The 16,367-nt window shown below is 63.9% G+C and carries 14 protein-coding genes and 1 pseudogene; 13 read left to right on the forward strand and 2 right to left on the reverse strand.

The features are described from left to right. The 8 genes and pseudogenes from SR3_RS31885 to SR3_RS16940 form a co-directional block, all read left to right on the forward strand. Positions 1-801, forward strand: a pseudogene (locus SR3_RS31885) (FAD-dependent oxidoreductase); the annotation flags it as partial. A 16-nt stretch (positions 802-817) separates the two neighbouring features. After that, positions 818-1,609, forward strand: coding sequence for an SDR family NAD(P)-dependent oxidoreductase (locus tag SR3_RS16910; RefSeq protein WP_068088742.1), 792 nt, complete (start codon positions 818-820; stop codon positions 1,607-1,609). A gap of 19 nt (positions 1,610-1,628) precedes the next feature. After that, positions 1,629-2,375: an SDR family NAD(P)-dependent oxidoreductase gene (locus SR3_RS16915; protein ID WP_068088870.1), complete on the forward strand. Its 747-nt coding sequence runs from the start codon at positions 1,629-1,631 to the stop codon at positions 2,373-2,375. Beyond that, positions 2,372-3,376, forward strand: a complete 1,005-nt coding sequence (locus tag SR3_RS16920) for an alcohol dehydrogenase catalytic domain-containing protein (protein WP_068088744.1) — start codon at positions 2,372-2,374, stop codon at positions 3,374-3,376. The genes SR3_RS16915 and SR3_RS16920 overlap by 4 nt, the downstream gene beginning before the upstream one ends. A gap of 11 nt (positions 3,377-3,387) precedes the next feature. Beyond that, positions 3,388-4,479, forward strand: a complete 1,092-nt coding sequence (locus tag SR3_RS16925) for a hypothetical protein (protein ID WP_068088747.1) — start codon at positions 3,388-3,390, stop codon at positions 4,477-4,479. A gap of 12 nt (positions 4,480-4,491) precedes the next feature. Continuing rightward, complete coding sequence (locus tag SR3_RS16930; RefSeq protein ID WP_068088749.1) at positions 4,492-5,514, forward strand: aldo/keto reductase; 1,023 nt, start codon at positions 4,492-4,494, stop codon at positions 5,512-5,514. 229 nt (positions 5,515-5,743) lie between these two features. Then, a complete protein-coding gene (locus SR3_RS16935; RefSeq protein WP_169805653.1) occupies positions 5,744-8,116 on the forward strand; it encodes a TonB-dependent receptor in 2,373 nt (790 codons plus the stop codon). A gap of 87 nt (positions 8,117-8,203) precedes the next feature. After that, positions 8,204-9,037: an enoyl-CoA hydratase gene (locus SR3_RS16940; protein ID WP_068088754.1), complete on the forward strand. Its 834-nt coding sequence runs from the start codon at positions 8,204-8,206 to the stop codon at positions 9,035-9,037. Here SR3_RS16940 and SR3_RS16945 read toward each other — a convergent pair. Both SR3_RS16945 and SR3_RS16950 read right to left on the reverse strand, forming a co-directional pair. After that, complete coding sequence (locus SR3_RS16945) at positions 9,025-10,245, reverse strand: acyl-CoA dehydrogenase family protein (protein ID WP_068088756.1); 1,221 nt, start codon at positions 10,243-10,245, stop codon at positions 9,025-9,027. The genes SR3_RS16940 and SR3_RS16945 overlap by 13 nt on opposite strands. 28 nt (positions 10,246-10,273) lie before the next feature. Further along, positions 10,274-11,311 (reverse strand): phosphotransferase family protein, encoded by a 1,038-nt coding sequence (locus tag SR3_RS16950; protein ID WP_157098919.1) that lies wholly within the window; start codon positions 11,309-11,311, stop codon positions 10,274-10,276. 237 nt (positions 11,312-11,548) lie between these two features. Here SR3_RS16950 and SR3_RS16955 point away from each other — a divergent pair, with 237 nt between their 5' ends. The 5 genes from SR3_RS16955 to SR3_RS16975 are packed head-to-tail and all read left to right on the forward strand — an operon-like array spanning position 11,549 to position 16,366. Further along, positions 11,549-13,000: a phosphotransferase family protein gene (locus SR3_RS16955; protein WP_068088759.1), complete on the forward strand. Its 1,452-nt coding sequence runs from the start codon at positions 11,549-11,551 to the stop codon at positions 12,998-13,000. Continuing rightward, positions 12,993-14,006 carry a DUF7064 domain-containing protein gene (locus SR3_RS16960; protein WP_068088763.1) on the forward strand — a complete coding sequence of 338 codons (1,014 nt, stop codon included), beginning with the start codon at positions 12,993-12,995 and terminating at the stop codon, positions 14,004-14,006. The genes SR3_RS16955 and SR3_RS16960 overlap by 8 nt, the downstream gene beginning before the upstream one ends. Positions 14,007-14,036: 30 nt before the next feature. Then, positions 14,037-14,444 carry a Zn-ribbon domain-containing OB-fold protein gene (locus tag SR3_RS16965; protein ID WP_084455654.1) on the forward strand — a complete coding sequence of 136 codons (408 nt, stop codon included), beginning with the start codon at positions 14,037-14,039 and terminating at the stop codon, positions 14,442-14,444. 15 nt (positions 14,445-14,459) lie between these two features. Beyond that, entirely contained in the window at positions 14,460-15,626 is a 1,167-nt protein-coding gene (locus SR3_RS16970; protein WP_068088767.1) for a lipid-transfer protein, read from the forward strand. 2 nt (positions 15,627-15,628) lie between these two features. Beyond that, positions 15,629-16,366, forward strand: a complete 738-nt coding sequence (locus SR3_RS16975) for a nitroreductase (RefSeq protein WP_084455655.1) — start codon at positions 15,629-15,631, stop codon at positions 16,364-16,366. Position 16,367: the final 1 nt, after the last annotated feature.

The following is a 16,367-nucleotide window of genomic DNA, read 5'->3' on the forward strand; positions in this document are numbered from 1 at the left end:
CTGGAGGCTGCCCGCGTCGCGGCGCTGCGCGGCCACAGGGTGACGCTGGCCGAGGCCAGCCCGTCGCTGGGCGGCAGTCTGCGCGCCGCCGCCCGCGCGCCCACGCGCCACGGCATGATCGACATCGCCACCTGGCTAGAGGCGGAGATCTACCGCTTGGGGGTCGAGGTCCAGCTTTCCACCTATATGGACGCCGAGGATGTGGCGGCCAGCGGCGCTGAAGCCGTCATCGTGGCAACCGGCGCCCTGCCCCGGATGGATGGCATCCAGCATTCGCATCCCGGTCAGCCAATCCGTAATTTCGACCGGCGCCATGTCATCTCCGCCTTCGATCTGTTCATGCAGCCCCCCGCCAAGCTGGGCAAGACAGCGGTGGTGATCGACGATGTGGGCCATTACGAGGGGCTGGGCGCGGCCGAACATCTGATCGAGTGCGGCCTTTCGGTCACCTATGTCACCCGTTTGCGGATGTTCGCGGCGCAATCGCAGGCCGCGCTGATGGTCGAGCCCTTCCTCACCCGTATGCGGGGCAAGCCCTTCGCCTATCTGATCCGCCACCGCGCCATCGAGATCACCGACAGCGCGGTCCTCGTCAGTCCGACCCATTTCACCGATGACGCGGATGTCACGCCGCTGCCCGCCGATACGGTGATCTTCGTCTCGGCCAACCAGCCCAGCCGGGACATCTACACCGCGCTCAGCGACCGCAACGCCGATGTGCGGGTGGTGGGCGACGCGAACTCGCCGCGATTCCTGCAAACCGCGATCCGCGAAGGCCATCTGGCCGGCGCGTCGATCTGAAAGAAAGACAGCATCCATGGGCCTGCTTGAAGGAAAAACCGCCATCGTTCTGGGTGCCTCCGCCTCCGGGGGCAGCGGCTGGGCGATTGCCCGCCGCTTCGCCGCGGAAGGGGCGCGGCTGGTTGTGGGCGCCCGCAGCGAAGGGCCTCTGCAGGAGCTGGCACGCCTGACCGGCGGCATCGCCCAGACCTGCGACGTGGCCAATGAGGAAGATGTGGCCGCGCTGGTGGCACGCGCCGTGGCCGATTACGGCGGGCTGGACATTGCGGTCAACGCGGCGGGCCTGCCGATGGGCGGCACCATCGCCCAGGCCCCCGTCGCGGAGGCCCGCGCGGCGATGGAGGTCAATTATTTCGGCTGCCTCCATGTCATCCGCCACAGCGCGGCGGCCATGACCAGGGGGGGATCGATCATCCTCTTCTCATCGCTGGCGGCCAGCCAGCCGCTCGAATTCGTCTATGCCTATGGCGCCGCGAAAGCCGCCATGGACAGTCTGGTGCGCTATGCCGCCATCGAATACGGCCCCAGGGGGATCAAGGTCAATTCGATCCTGCCCGGCCCCATCCGCAGCGATATGGCCTCGGGCCTCTGGGCGGTTCCGGGTATGGAAGAGGCCTATCGCCGGGAAATCCCCCTACGACGCATCGGCGAGCCCGAGGATTACGCCGATGCCGCGCTCTGGCTGGCCGGGCCCGCTTTCGTCAGCGGCCTCAATCTGCATGTCAGCGGCGGCAACCAACTCACCCGCATGCCGGGCCTGAGCGACCGTCCCGCCATGATCGGCGCCGATCCGACCAATGCCGCCTGAGCGCGGGGGAGAAGAGACCATGCAGGCAGGTCCGGATATCCTGTCGCTGGCCGGCAAGCAGGCGCTGGTCGTCGGCGGCTCCAGCGGCATCGGCAATGGCATTGCCCAGCTCTACCGGGGGCAAGGCGCCTCGGTCCGGGTCTGGGGCACGCGGGCAGCGGCCAGCGATTATGATGGCGAGACAGGCTCGGACCTGACCGGGCTCGACTATGAGCGGGTCGATGTGGCCGACCCCGCCGCGATCGAGGCCGCCCGCGATTTTCCGCAGGGGCTGGACCTGCTGGTGCTGGCGCAGGGCGCGGTGGTCTATCGGCGCCAGGAGTTCGAGATGGAGACCTTCCGCCGCGTGGTCGACATCAATCTGGTCAGCGTGATGCATTGCGCCACGCGCTTCTATCCGCTGCTGCGCAAGCGCCAGGGCTCGATCATCGTGATCAGCTCCATCGGCGCGTATAAATCGGTGATCGGCAACCCAGCCTATGCCGCCTCCAAGGCAGGCGTGGTGGGCCTCACCCGGACTTTGGGCGACGCCTGGGCGCGCGAGGGCGTGCGCGTCAACGGCATCGCGCCGGGCATGATCGCCACCAAGATGACCGCCGTTACCACCGATCATCCAGATCGCCTGCGCGCCGCGCTGGACACGATCTCGCTGGGCCGCCTGGGCCTGCCCGAGGATGTGGCCAACACGGCGCTTTATCTCGTGTCGCCGCTGGCCAGCTATGTCACCGGGCAAACGCTGATCGTCGATGGCGGGCGCAGCCTGTGAAAGCGGCGGTCTTCCATGCCGCCGGGCAGCCGCTGACCATCGAAGAGCGCCCCATGCCCGAGCCCGGCCCCGGCCAGATCCTGATCCAGGTGCGCCGCTGCGGCATTTGCGGATCCGATCTGACGATGACCGATCCGGCCAGCCCGCTCTCGTTCCAGCCCGGTTGTGTGCCGGGGCATGAATTCGCCGGAGAGGTGGTCGCGGTGGGGCGCGATGTGGCGGCGCTCCGTGTCGGTGACCGGGTCAGCGCCTTTCCGATCGGCGCTTGCGGCCATTGCCCGGCCTGCCTTGCGGGCGATCCCTATGGCTGCGCGGCATGCAGCTATATGATGGGTGGCTTTGGCGAGTTTGCCCTGGCGCAGGCCAGCCTCTGCGTGAAACTGCCCGGCACCTTGTCCTTCGCGGATGGCGCGCTGGTCGAGCCGCTGGCTTGCGGTGCCCAGGCGGCGCGCATGGCCGGGCTGGGGCGGACCTCTCGCGTGCTGGTGCTGGGCGCCGGCCCGATTGGCCTTGCCGCGATCTATTGGGCCCAGCGCGCGGGATGCCGCTCGATCGTGGCGGCCGCCCCCTCCCTGCGCCGCCGCGAGCTGGCGCTGGAATTCGGCGCCAGCCAGTTCCTGAGCAGCCAGAATGACTTGCCCCAGGCCGCCGCCCAGACGCTGGGCGGAGCGCCCGATGTGGTGTTCGAATGCGCCGGAAAGCCTGGGGCCATCGCCCAGGCCCTGGAGTGCCTCGCCAACCGGGGCACCGTGGTGTCGAGCGGCATGTGCTTTGCCGCCGACAGTTTTGTGCCCGGCTTTGCGGTGATGAAACAGGCCCGGCTGCAGTTCAGCATGGCCTATACGCTCCCCGATTTCCGGGCTGCGGCGCATGCGCTGGATGCCAGCCATGTTGCCCCGCGCGCCATGGTTTCACGCACCGTGCCGCTTTCTGCACTCCCCCGCACCCTCGAGGAATTGCGCCAGCCGGGCAACGACTGCAAGGTTCTCGTCACCAGCTGAAAAGGCTTCCCATGATTGCATTTCATCCGCCGGTTCCCCGCGCCTTCACCGATGTGACGCCGCAATGGCTGACCCAGGTTCTGGCCCCGCATCACCCCGGCGCCACCGTCACCGCCGCCCAGGTCGATCCGCATATGGGGCACAAGCCCAACAAGGCACGCATCCACCTGACCTGGGACCGGGATGGGCTGCCACCCACCGTAATCGTCAAGGGTACGCTCAACGGCACCACATCGCGGGGGGCCATCATCGATTTTTCCAATATGGCCGAGCTGGTCTCCTACCGCGACATCGTGCCGCAGCTGGAAATCAACGCGCCCCGCCTGCTCTACCAACATTGGGAGGCCGCCCCGTCCGAAGCGGTGATCATGCTGTTTGAGGATATGGCGGAACGCCATCCGACCTATTTCCCCAATGGCTTTGCCACCCTGTCCTACGGCCAGGCCGCCCGCATTCTGAAGGCCATGGCGCGCTTCCAGGCGCAGAGCTGGAACAGTCCGCATTTCCTGGCCGGCGGCATCTGGGGGCCAGACACAGGCGCGGGCGAGAATGCTCGGCTGATCCGCGAGCTCTATTTCGATGTGCTGCCGGATTCCGAGCATTGGGCCACCTCCATTGTCAGCCCCCGAGGGGCCGCCTTGCCCCGCCTGCTGAGGGATGCGGCAAGGATGAAGACCGGCTGGCGGCGGCTGGTCGATCTGCTCGATGGCTATGGCAAGGTGATCGTTCATGGCGACGAGCATCTCGGCAATCTTGGGATGGAACCCGATGGCACGCCGATCTTCTATGATTTTCTGGCGCGGGCAGAGCCATGGCCACTCGGCCTGGTACGCTTCCTGATCCCGACGCTCGACATTCTCGACAGGCGCGCATGGGAGCGCTCGCTGCTGGCGGGCTATCTCGAGGATCTGCGAAGCTTCGGCGCCCCCGCGCCCAGTTTCGAGGAAGCCTGGCTGGGCTATCGCGCGGCGGCGATCTGCCCGCTGATGATCTGGCTGAACAATTCGAGCAGCTGGCAACCCGAAGCCACCAACACCGCCAATGCCGCGCGCGCGGCGGCAGCGGTGATGGACCATGAGTCATTCGCCCTGCTGGGTCTCTGAAAGGAAGCATCCATGGCATTGGAACGTCGAAAGCTGGGCGCCTCCGGGCTGGAGGTCACGACGCTGGGTCTGGGCGGCACGGGCCTTGCCAACATGTACAACGCCATCGCCGAAGAGAGCGCCGAAAGGCTGATCCGGGGCGCCCATCGCCTGGGCATCGGTTTCTTCGATACGGCGCCCTGCTATGGGGTGGGGCTGAGCGAGCAAAGGCTTGGCAGGGTGCTGCCCGCGCTGCCACGCGGCGATTTCGTGCTGTCGTCCAAGGTGGGCTACGATCTGCTGCCGCTTGCCGAGGGGGAAAACGTGAGCTCGCTCTTCGCCGGGACACCAAGGCTGAAGACGCGTTTCGATTTCAGCTATGATGCCACGATGCGCTCGATCGAGGGCAGCCTGGCCCGGCTTGGGGTCAGCCGGGTCAATATGGTGGCCATTCACGATCCCGATGAAACCGCCGGCGCCGATCCAGCCGCCGATCCCTATGCCGCCAGCCATTTCGCCGAAGCGATGGAAGGTGCCTACCGCGCGCTTGACGCCCTGCGCTCGCAAAAGGTGATCGGCGCTGTCGGCGTGGGGATGAACCAGTGGCAGATGTTGGTCGATTTCGCGCAAGCGGGCGACTTCGACTATTTCCTATGTGCCGGGCGCTATACTTTGCTGCAGTATGATGCTGCGCAAACATTGCTGCCGCTCTGCGCGGCAAGGGGCATCAGCCTGATCATTGGCGGCCCCTATTGCTCGGGCATTCTGGCCAGTGGCGCGGTGGAGGGCGCGATGTTCGGCTATGCACCCGCCACGCCGGATGTGCTGGCCAGGGTGCGCAAGATCGAGCAGATCTGCGCGGATTTCGGGATTTCGCTGCGCGCTGCCGCATTGCACTTCCCGCTGCGGCACAGCGCCGTGGCCAGTGTCATCCCCGGCGCGCGATCGCTGGACGAATTGACTGAGAATCTGGCCGCTCATGCCGAAGCGGTGCCCGAGGATTTCTGGCAGGCCCTTGCCGACGCGAAACTGATCGACCTTTACGCCATCGCCTGACCCGCCGCCGCCTGCAGGTTGAGTATGAAGCAAGCGATGATACATGCTCAGTCAAATCATCGCCTCCCCTTTGGTGCTATCACCGGCCCAACCGGTCAATCACCACAAGACCCGTCAGGCCAAAAGAGGGGCCAAGGTCAGTCAAAACGATAAGACCGACATATTGGGGAGTCTGAAAATGAAAAAAACCCCCGCATTCCGGGTATTTCTTCTTGCGAGCATTGGCTGCGTGAGTGTCATTCCAACCATCGCCTGCGCCGGGTCTGACAGATCCGCGCCAGCAGATGACACGGGCCCTCCGGTGGCCCAAAGCGATACGCGGGACATCGTCGTCACCGCCCGCCGCAAGGAGGAAAGCCTGCAATCGGTGCCGGTGGCGGTGGTTGCCTTCGGCCAGGAAACGATCGCCAATCGCCAGATCAAATCCGAAGGCGATCTGCAAAGGGTCGTCCCCGGCCTGACCATTCGTGAAACCGAAGGCTCCAATCAGGTGGCCTACTCGATCCGTGGCCAGACCATCGATGCGTTTACCGGATCGGCCCTTGCGGTTGTTCCCTATGTCAATGAAGTACAGGCCAATGGCAATGCGGCGTCAAACTTCTACGATCTGGAATCCATTCAGGCTTTGAAAGGGCCGCAGGGCACGCTGTTCGGCCGCAATTCGACGGGTGGCGCAGTGCTGTTCGCAACCGCCAAGCCAGTCAACAAAAATACCGGATCGATGGATCTGTCTTACGGCAATTACAATTACGTCGATGCCAAGGCCATGGCCAATCTTGTTCTGATCAATGACAAGCTTCTGCTGCGCGTTGCCGGCAATTACAGCTACCGCGACGGCTATCAGAAGAATGTCTTCAATAGCGGCAACAACCTTAACCCGCGCCTCGGCATTCTCAATCGCGGCAGTGGGCGTGTCTCGCTGCTTGCCAGGCCGACCGATAGCATCACCAACACCACCGTCTTCGAATACACGCAGACGGGCGGCAATTCGACATCGGTGGTGCCGTGGTCAGTGAACGCACCCGGATCGGTCGATCCTTATACGGGCCAGGCACTTAGCTCTTCGTCGGCATTTCTTTACAGCCCCCTGTTGGACTCCGCTTATGGCAACGGCGCCTGGGCATCCTATCTTGCGGCCCATCCGGGCGCCAATCCCGGTGGCTATGCGGCGGTGGTCGCACGCCAGAAACAGCTGGGGCCCTGGCAGGTGGACCTGACCGATGAACATGGCAAAACCTTTTTCCGCGGACACAACCATTACCTCACCAACACGACAAACATCGAGCTGGGCGGCACCACGCTGAAAAATATTTTTGGCTGGACGCAATCCTATTCCCATTACAACATCAGCGAACAAGGTGCGCCCTATCTGGTGCAGTGCACCTGCAATCCGACAAATCAAGATTATGGCAATGTGGAAAAAACCACGGCCTTCTCCGATGAATTGCAGATCCAGGGCAAAACCCTTTCGAACAATCTGAGCTATATCTTCGGAGCGTTCTATTACAATGCGCGCACCAGCACACACTGGCCGCAGACCTATTTCGACCTGACGCCGGTTTTCCCCGCCCCCACCGGCTTTGCGGCATCTTTCAGGAGCAGGGACGAATCCAAAGCGCTCTATTCGCAGATGACCTATGATCTGACCAGCCTTGGCCTGCGCAATCTGAGCCTGACTGGCGGCATCCGCTACACCTGGGAAACCATCCGGCTGGATCAGCTTCCCGACGGCAACGAGTACAATGTCTATCCCACCAATTCGCTGACCTCGAAATTCAACAAGCCAAGCTGGACCATCGGCCTGGACTACAAGCCCAACACCAGCCTACTTCTCTATGTCGTTCAGCGCGGCAGCTGGCGCAGCGGCGGCATCAACGGCGTGGCCCCGCTGCTGCCGACCAATGCGGCGGGCGGCGGCGCCTATTTCGCGCCCGAAACGGCCAAGGATGTGGAAATCGGCGCGAAGTGGCACGGCAAGATGCTGGGATCGCAGGCGCATTTCAACATCGCCGGTTTCAAGGAATGGATCAGCAACGTCCAGCGCGCGGAATTTCCAACCGTAAACGGCCATTCCATTGCCGTAACGATCAATGTGCCCAAGGCGCAGGTGCAGGGATTTGAAATCGACTCCGGCCTCCAACCGGCATCCTGGCTGGAAATAGGCGGAAATCTGGCTCTTACCGATGCCAAATACACCAAGAACACCGCCGATGTCTTTGGCAATATTTACGCCTTCGACACCTATGCCGACACGCCGAAATGGGCGGGAACAGCTTTCGCCATCATCACGCTGCCGATGGCGCAAACAGCTGGAACGCTGAAACTACGCGGCGAAGTCTATGCCCAGACCCATCAATATTTTAGCAACAATGGCGGCAGTGTGGCGCCCGACACGCGCCTGCCCGGCTATGCGCTCATCAATGCGCGCCTGGACTGGACCAAAATTCTGGGCACGCAATTTTCCGCAGCGCTCTTCGCGACAAATCTGGCCAACAAAGCCTATTATGTGGGCGGCCTGTCGCAAAGCGTGTCGCTGGGCGAGAATGCCGCCGCGCCTGGCCGCCCACGCATGTATGGCGTGGAAGTCAAGGTTGCCTTCTAGCCCCTTTTCCAAACCCTGACAGCCCAGACATCCGCCGTAGCGCCACACGGCGGATGTTTCCAATCGCCGGCAAGGAGCGCATGCATAATGGACGACGAGCCCATCGACTATGACATGCCAGCCCCTCGGGTTGCCCGTATCTGGCTCAATCGCCCCCAGGCGCGCAATGCTCAGAGCACGCAACTGCTCTATGCACTCAACCGCGCCTTCGACCGGGCTGCCCAGGATGACAACATTCATGTCATCATTCTCGCCGCACGGGGCCCTCATTTCTCGGCAGGGCATGATCTGAACGAAATTGCGGCGGGCACGGCGCATGACACTGTGCGGGCGCAGCAGACCGTCGGCACCTGGTGCGGCTTTGGCTGCTCCGGGGCGGAAGCGCAGATGGCCTATGAGAAGGAAGTCTATCTCGGCCTGTCCGAACGTTGGCGCAACCTGCCCAAGCCCACCATCGCGCAGGTCCATGGCAAGGTGATCACCGGCGGCCTGATGCTGGTCTGGCCCTGTGACCTCATCATCGCCGCGGATGACGCCACCTTTCAGGATACGGCGGTGGATCTGGGCGTGTGCGGCGTGGAATTCTTCAACCACCCCTATGAGCTGGGCATTCGTCAGGCCAAGGAATTCCTGTTTCGCGCCCATGTGCTCACCGCGCAGGCGGCTCATGCGGCGGGCATGGTCAACCATGTGGTGCCGCGCGACAGGTTGGAGGATTTCACGCTGGAGATCGCCAGGGAGATTGCCCGCAAACCGCTCTTCGCTCTCAAACTGGCGAAAGAGGCGGTGAACGCCGCGCAGGATGCCGCGGGGCGCTCAACCGTGCTCCATGCCGCCTTCGGGCACCATCAGTTGACCCATGCCCACAATATGCTGGTGCATGGCCTGCTAATGGACCCCACCAACCTTCAGAGCGGATAGCGCTTCTGCTCCAGCCGGGCGATGGTGCGGGCATGCACCTCATCCGGGCCATCGGCGATGCGCAATGCGCGCACGCGAGCGAACAGCGCCGCGGTGCCCGCCTCGCTGTCCAGCCCCCCCGCGCCAAACGCCTGGATCGCATGGTCGATGATCGCCAGCGCCGTTCTGGGCGCCATCACCTTGATCATCGAGATCTCGAGCCGCGCCACCTTGTTGCCCACCTTGTCCATCATATCGGCTGCCTTTAGGGTCAGCAGGCGCGCCGTTTCGATGTCAATACGGGCATCGGCAATGCGCTGCTCCCACAGGGAGTGGTCGATCAGGCGCTTGCCGAAAGCGTGGCGGCTCATCAGGCGGCGGACCATCTTTTCCAGCGCCACTTCGGCCATGCCGATGATCCGCATGCAATGATGGATGCGCCCCGGCCCCAGGCGCCCCTGCGAAATCTCGAAGCCGCGCCCCTCTCCCAGGATCATGTTGTCGGCAGGCACGCGCACATTCTCGAAGGTCACCGCGCAATGGCCGTGCGGCGCGTCATCATAGCCGAAATTGGTCATGTTACGGCCGATTGTCACACCGGGCGTATCGATCGGCACGATAATCTGGGAAGCCTGCTGGTGGCGCGGCGCATCCGGGTTGCTGCGCCCCATCACGATCATGAACTTGCAGCGCGGATCGAGCACGCCTGAAATCCACCATTTCCTGCCATCGATCACATAGTCCGAACCGTCGCGCCGGATCATGGTCTGCATGTTGGTGGCATCGGAGGAGGCAACATCGGGCTCGGTCATGGCATAGGCGGAGCGGATCTCGCCGGCCATCAGGGGCCGCAGCCACTCTTCACGCTGGGCCGTCGAGCCATAGAGATGGAGCAGATCCATATTGCCCGTATCGGGCGCGCTGCAATTGAACACTTCGGAGGCCCAGGTGATGCGGCCCATCTCCTCGGCCAGCGGGGCATAGTCCAGGTTGGTCAGGCCCGCGCCGTGGAAATCGCCCTCATCATGCGGCGAAGGGCACATGAACAGGTTCCACAGCCCTTGCGATCTGGCCTTTTGCTTAAGCTCCTGCAGGATGTCGGGCTGGCGCCAGCGCTCACGGGCCAGCTCCTCATAATAAAGCGGGACCGCCGGATGGACATGCTCCGTCATGAAGGCGCGGACACGCCCCAGCCATTCGGCCTGGCGGGGGGAAAGATCGAAATCCATGAAAGGGTCACTCCTGTCTGCCACGCTGTCAAGCGCGGGCGATGATGGTCCGGGCTTCCTGCAGCAGGGCGATGGCGCTGATGTGCAAACGCTCGCCTGTCGCCACATCGGCAAGGCCTGCCTGCGCGCGGGCATGGCTGCCTTCGAGAATGAGGCCCAGCTTGTAGCAGGCCATCACCTCGAACCATGGCAGGTCATCGAGCGCGCGGCCCGAACGCTCGGCATAGCGGGCAATCATCTCGGCCCGCGTCGGAAAGCCTTCAAGCGGCGCCACACGCATCGTCTGCGGCCTGGGCGTCTGCCCATCGGGCCAGGAGATCAGGATCCGGCCAAGATCGACCAACGGGTCGCCCAGCGTGGCCATCTCCCAGTCCACCACGGCCCTGAGCGCGCCATCCTCGCCAAAAATGCCATTGCCGATATGATAGTCACCATGGATGATGCCGGTTCGGGCCTGGGCCGGGCAATGATCCGTCAGCCAGCGCCCGACCGCATCGACATCGCCAAGTGCGCCCGGCCCCTCCCAGCCCGTGAAGCGGTTGTAACCTTCCAGCTCATCGGCCCAGCGCCTGACCTGCCTTTCGAGAAACCCGCTCATCTTGCCGAAATCGCCCAGGCCCACAGCGGCAGGATCGATGCCCCCCAGCGCCGCCAGCGCATCCATCAGCTCCAGCCCCATGCGGTGGCGCGGCGCGGCGGCGTTCATCGCCACGGTCGGGTTGAAGCCATCGACAGCCTCCATCACATAGAACACCGCCCCGGCCACCGCAGGATCCGTGCAGGCCGCAACCAGGCGGGGATGAGGCACCGCCGTATGCTCCAGCGCCGTCAGCACCCGGATTTCCCGCGCCAGCAACGCATTGCTGTTGGCACGCGGCTGGGCAGGCGGATGGCGCAGCACATAGTCGCGCGCGCCGCCGGTGAAGCGCAGGACGATGTTTTGCGTGCCGCCCGCCAGCAGCCGGGGATGGCGCAGGCCGGTCAGCCCGTCGATGCGCTGCGCGTGCAACCAGCCGGCAATGGGGGCAAGATCGATGGGAAGCGGGGCCGTATGAGGCTTCATCATGTGTCTCCGTCGCGGCGATCTTGTGGCTTTGAGGCGCCATGACAATCGCTGGCGCGCAATCTTGCAACTGCAGCCAATCCGGCGTGGAACGACAGATAAATGCCTGCGCTCGAGCAGTCACATGCAACAAGAGACAGGTTTTATTGCGGCGTGGGAATGGCGCGGCGCAATGCTGGCGCTTGGCTATGCCGCATGAGGGGTTAGTAATGGATGGTCAGCGGCTGAACAAAGGGCCGCATGGATAAACGGGAAAGGCGCAAGCAGGTGGATCGCTGCATCGATGACATCAGTCGGAAAGTTCTCATTTCGGTTCACGATTTTCTCGAACGCCTGACCAAGGCGGGCAATCTCTCGACCGAACAAGTGACCGAAGCCTTCATGGCAGCGACCGCGCTGGGCTATCAGATCGCGCGGATGACCTACCCCGAAGCCCTGCGCGACGAGGTGAACCAGGCCGGGGAAGCCCTGGCCCGCAAGATCGGCCCGCACACCCCCCATCCCCGCAGCTTTGCGCAGGCCTGGTCCAGCGAGCCGGGCGCCGCCCTATGCGGCGCGATCGAGTCACATGACATCAGCAACGATCCGACAGCTCGCGCCGCAGTCTTCGACTTTCTGGTGCGCCAGCACGAGCCGATGGATCCCCTCGTCAGCCATGGTACGCGCAGCACCTACACCGGGGGCCGGGGCGATGCCTCGACCCAGCAGGATGCCACCGCGCGCCGGGATTTCACCGCCGCCTTCCTCGATGGCTGGCTACAAAACTCCAGCCATGCCCCGGCGGGCACCAAAGTGTCCGGTTTTCGCCGGCTGATGGGCGGCTATTCCAAGGCCACCTACATCGTGACGCTGGACCAGGCGGGCACCGAAACCACCGTGGTCATCCGCAAGGACAGCCCCGGCCTGCCCACCGGCTCCAGCGTCGCCTCCGAATTTCCCGTGCTCGGGGAGATGCAGAAGATCGGGGTGCCGGTGCCGGCGCCCCTGTGGCTCGAAGCCGATGAGGCGGTGTGCGACGGCGCCTTCATGGGCGTCTCCTTTGCCGAGGGTACCCCCGCCAATCAGATCGTGCCGACCGACCCGGCCACGGCGCTGGCCTGGGCTCACAGCTGCGCCGAGGTGATCGGTACACTCCACGCCAAGACGGCGATCCCCGGCGGCGATGTGCGTGAGCCGATCGCACACGAGATCGACGCGCTCGAGGCGCGGATGCGCACGCGCGAAAGGGCGCCGCATCCCGGCCTGCTGATCGGGCTGGCCTGGCTGCGCGCGCATCTCGACGATCTGCGCGACCGGCCCGCCTGCCGCATCCATGGCGACTTCGGCTTCCACAACATGATGATGCGCGACGGCAGGATCGTGGCGATGCTGGACTGGGAATTCAGCCGCATTGGCGATCCGGTCGAGGATCTGGCCAGCATCAAACCCTTTATGGACCAGATCGGCGCCTGGGATGCCTTCTATGAGCGCTATCAGGCGCTGAGCGGCTTCACCCTCGACGCCACCGCCGACCGTTACTTCAGTGTCTGGCAGGAAGCGCGCAACATGGTCGCCTGCCTGGGCTCGCTCAATTCGCTGCTGCTGCCCGGCGTCAAGGATGTGCCCCTGACGGTGGCCGGCACGATCTACATTCCCAAATATGAAATCTCGATCCTCAACGCGATCAGTCAAGCGGAGACACATCATGGGTGAAACCATCGAATGGACCAAGAGCGCCCAGGGCTTCGGCACACCGGGCCCCGACGACGATTTCTACCGTGGCCGCAGCCTGCCCGAAAAGCACCATGAAATGACCGAAACCTGGTATTGGGGTTTCAACGAGCCGCTGTCGGGCATGCATGGCTTCATCCATATCTGGACCCATCCCAACCTGAACCTGTGCACCGCCGGGCTCTTCGTCCATTTCGGCAGCAAGCGCGAACAGCTGGCCTGCGAGCTGTTCGATTTCCGCAATTTCACCCCCGACACCATCTTCGACGAGCATGGCAACATCACCCTGGCCAATGGCCTGACGGTGACCTTCGAAAAGCCGATGGAGCGCGCCCGCATCCGCTATGCCAACCCCGATCGCGACTTCACGCTCGATATGGTGCAGGAAGCGGTTCAGCCGGCGATCATGCGCTCGAACAATCAGCATTTCGAGCAGACGATGCGCGCCTCGGGCCAGGTTGTCTTCGAAGGCCACACCTATGCTTTCGACAATCTGACCATCCGCGACCGCAGCTGGGGCGAGCGGCGACCCGAGGGCGGGCACAAGATGCCCCCCTACACCTGGATGAACGGCGCCTTTTCCAAGGATTTCGCCTTCTGCATCTCGGGCCTCGACGATCCCGAGCGCAATCCCGACTGGGCGGGCCTCTATGATGTGCCGCGCGATCGTATCCAGAGCGATGCCTGGGTCTATGATCATGGTCGCCAACTGCGTCTGTCGCGCTATTCCAAGATCACCGAACGCGCCACAGATTGCGGCATGCGCCCGGTGCGCCATGTCATCAACTGCACGCTGGAGGATGGGCGCGATCTGGAATTCATCGGCGAGGTTACCGGCAGCGTGCCCTGGCATTGCTGGCAGAATGCGCTGTGCCACACCGGCCTGACGCGTTGGACCTGCACCCAGACCGGCGAAACCTGCTGGGGCGAAACGCAGGAGGTGCAGTGGAATGACTATGTCTATCGCGTCTGCCGCCCGGTTGACTGATCGATTGGCCCCACAAAGCAAGGACATGCCGTGACTGCGACAGAAACCCGAGGCCATAACGCACCCTGCTCGAACCGCGATTTCGACTTCTTCTACCGGGGATTGGAAAGCGGCCGCCTGCTGGCCCAGCGCTGTTCGCGCTGCGCCACGCTGCGCTCGCTGCCCTCGCCCGCCTGCGGACAGTGCCAGTCGCTGGAGTGGGAGGAGTTCGAACTCAGCGGAGAAGGCAGGGTGTTCAGCTATACGATCCACCACCATCCACCGCTGCCCGGCTTTGCTGTGCCTCACCCGGTGGTGCTGGTGGACATGATCGAGGGGGTCCGCCTGCTCGGCCCGATGGACGGCACGCCTCCCGACGAGGTGGCGATTGGCATGTCAGTGCGGGCGGATTTCACGCGGCGCGGCGATGTTGCAGCCTTCCGCTTCCGCAAGGCTTGAGACGGGAACCCGAGGATGACACATTTCAGCTCGAAAACCGCCATTGCGGGCTATGGCGCGACCGAATTTTCCAAGAACAGCGGCCGCAGCGAATTGCGCTTGGCCGTTGAGGCTGTCCTGGCCGCCCTCGCCGATGCCGGGATCGCGGCGGGCGAGGTGGACGGCATCTCCACCTACACGATGGACAACAATGGCGAGCAGGAGGTGTTTCGCGCCATCGGCGGGCGGAATCTCAAATTCTTCAGCCGGATCGCGCAGGGCGGCGGCGCCACCTGCGCGCCGCTGCAACAGGCCGCAATGGCCATCACCTGCGGCATTGCCGATGTGGTGGTGGTCTATCGCGCGATGAACGAACGCTCGGAATATCGCTTCGGTCAGCCGATGCATGCGCTGCCGCCCACCAGCGACAATGTGGTCTTCGCCTATCACGGGATGAGCGGCCTGATGACGCCAGCGGCCATGATGGGCATGATGATGCGCCGCTACATGCAGGATTCCGGCGCCACCAGCCATGATTTCGCGCATTATGCTGTGCTGGCGCGCAAACATGCCGCCACCAATCCCCAGGCCTTCTTCTACGGCAAGCCGATCACCATCGAGGACCATCAGGCCTCCCGGATGATCGCCGATCCGCTGCATCTGCTCGACTGCTGCCAGGAAAGCGACGGCGCCGTGGCGGTGGTGGTGGTCAGTGCCGAGCGCGCACGTGATCTCAGGCAGAAGCCGGTTTATATTCGCGCCGCCGCGCAGGGGTCGCCCGCTGGCACGCTGGGGCTCAGCGGCTTCTATCGCGACAACATCGCGCCCTATGACGAATGCGCCGCCGCCGGGCGGCAACTCTACGCCCAGGCGGGGCTGATGCCCAAGGACATCGACGCGGCCATCCTCTACGACCATTTCGGCCCCAGCGTCTTTCCCGGCCTGGAGGCCTATGGCTTTTGCGAGAAAGGTGAAGCCAAGGCGTTCGTCAAGGATGGCAACCTTGAAATCGGTGGCCGCCTGCCGCTCAACATGCATGGCGGCCAGCTTGGCGAGGCCTATATCCATGGCATGAACGGCGTGGCCGAAGCGGTGCGGCAATTGCGCGGCACCGCCGTGAACCAGGTGCCCGGTGTCAGGACCATGCTGGTGACAGCGGGCAGCGGCGTGCCCACCAGCGCCGCCATTCTGGGAGTTGACTGACCATGCCCTCGCTCGAACGCAGCCTTGCCCATGGCGCCCCCGGCATGACACCGGCCGCCGACACGCTGTCGGATCTGCTGACACGCCGCTTCAGCTGCCGCGCCTATCTGCCCGATCCGGTGCCACGCGAGACCATCGCGACCATGCTTTCGCTGTCGCAGAACGCGGCCTCATGGTGCAACAGCCAGCCCTGGCATATCCATGTGACCCAGGGCGCCGCAACCGAGCGCCTGCGGAAAGCCATGTTCGACCGCGCCACGGCCGATGTGAAGGGCGGGGCGATGAGCGCGCAATCCGACCTGCCCTTTCCAGAGCAATACACCGGCGTGTACAAGGAAAGGCAGCGCGAGGTCGGCTGGCAGCTCTATGAGGCGGTCGGCGTCGCCTATGGCGATCGCGCCGCATCGGCCAGGCAGATGCTGGAAAATTTCCGCCTGTTCGGCGCACCCCACGCGCTGGTCATCACCACCGAAAAGAACATCGGCACCTATGGCGTGCTCGATTGCGGCAGCTATCTGGGCACGCTGCTGCTGGCGGCGCAAAGCCTGGGGATCGGCATGATCCCGCAGGCCGCCTTTGCCAATTATTGCCCGCTGCTGCGCGAGTTCTTCGACATTCCCGCCAACCGCGACATTGTGTGCGGCGCCTCTTTCGGCTTTCCCGACATGGAGCATCCGGCCAATGCCTTCCGCTCACGCCGCGCCGCGCCGGAGGATGCCATCACCTGGGCAGAAAACTGAT

Source organism: Novosphingobium rosa NBRC 15208, assembly GCF_001598555.1.
Lineage (GTDB): Bacteria > Pseudomonadota > Alphaproteobacteria > Sphingomonadales > Sphingomonadaceae > Novosphingobium > Novosphingobium rosa.